Raw genomic sequence first — 674 nt, 5'->3', positions numbered from 1 at the left:
CGCTCGACAGTCACCACCAGACTGCCTCTGGTCGCTGCTTCTTTCGTCTTGTTCCATGTCAGATCACCGGGTCGAACCATGCTCATTGTGCGCCTCCATGCGGCGGGCTGCCGCCATCGCCACGAATACGACGAGCGTTGCACGTAGTGAGGTTGCAAAGGGTGTGTATCTGCAACATACCATACACTACGATTCTGTGCAAGTAATGGATGTAACCCGTGCAAAGACCTGGCAAGATGACGAGCAGCAGGTTGCCGACGTCCGTTCAATACGCGAAACGGCGCGCACCGATGCAAGGTATGCTATAATACGCATAGGAACAGCAACAATCCACAACCTGGCATCAGGCAACGGAGAGACCAGAATCATGGCAGAGAAGAAATCGAAAACCGACGTTACGGCGCGCGATAAGAGCGGCAAGCCGACCAACCACAACTGCGCAAACTGCGGAGAGCGCATCATGAATGACCGCGAGATGGTGGTTGTGATGGATGGGCGGCGGCGCAACAAGACGTACCATCATCGCGCATGCTTTCAGAAGTCTATCGCTTAAGCATCGCTTGCTTGTCTGAGTCCGAAGGGGTTGTGTCGGCTCATCCGTCGCACGCGGGTGAGCCGATCTGTTCTTCTGAACCGCAGGTATGGTCGAGGATCGCACCCAGATCGAATTTCCG

The 674-nt window shown here is 55.3% G+C and carries 1 protein-coding gene; it reads left to right on the top strand.

Annotated elements, in window-relative coordinates:
* The first annotated feature begins 97 nt into the window (after positions 1-97).
* Positions 98-553: a hypothetical protein gene (locus NW818_RS13935; protein WP_414424896.1), complete on the top strand. Its 456-nt coding sequence runs from the start codon at positions 98-100 to the stop codon at positions 551-553.
* The last annotated feature ends 121 nt before the right edge of the window (positions 554-674 follow it).

Source organism: Synechococcus sp. R6-5, assembly GCF_047461775.1.
Classification (GTDB): Bacteria; Cyanobacteriota; Cyanobacteriia; order Thermostichales; family Thermostichaceae; genus Thermostichus.
Note: the sequence above shows the minus strand (reverse complement) of the source record. Positions and strands in the feature narration are given on the sequence as shown.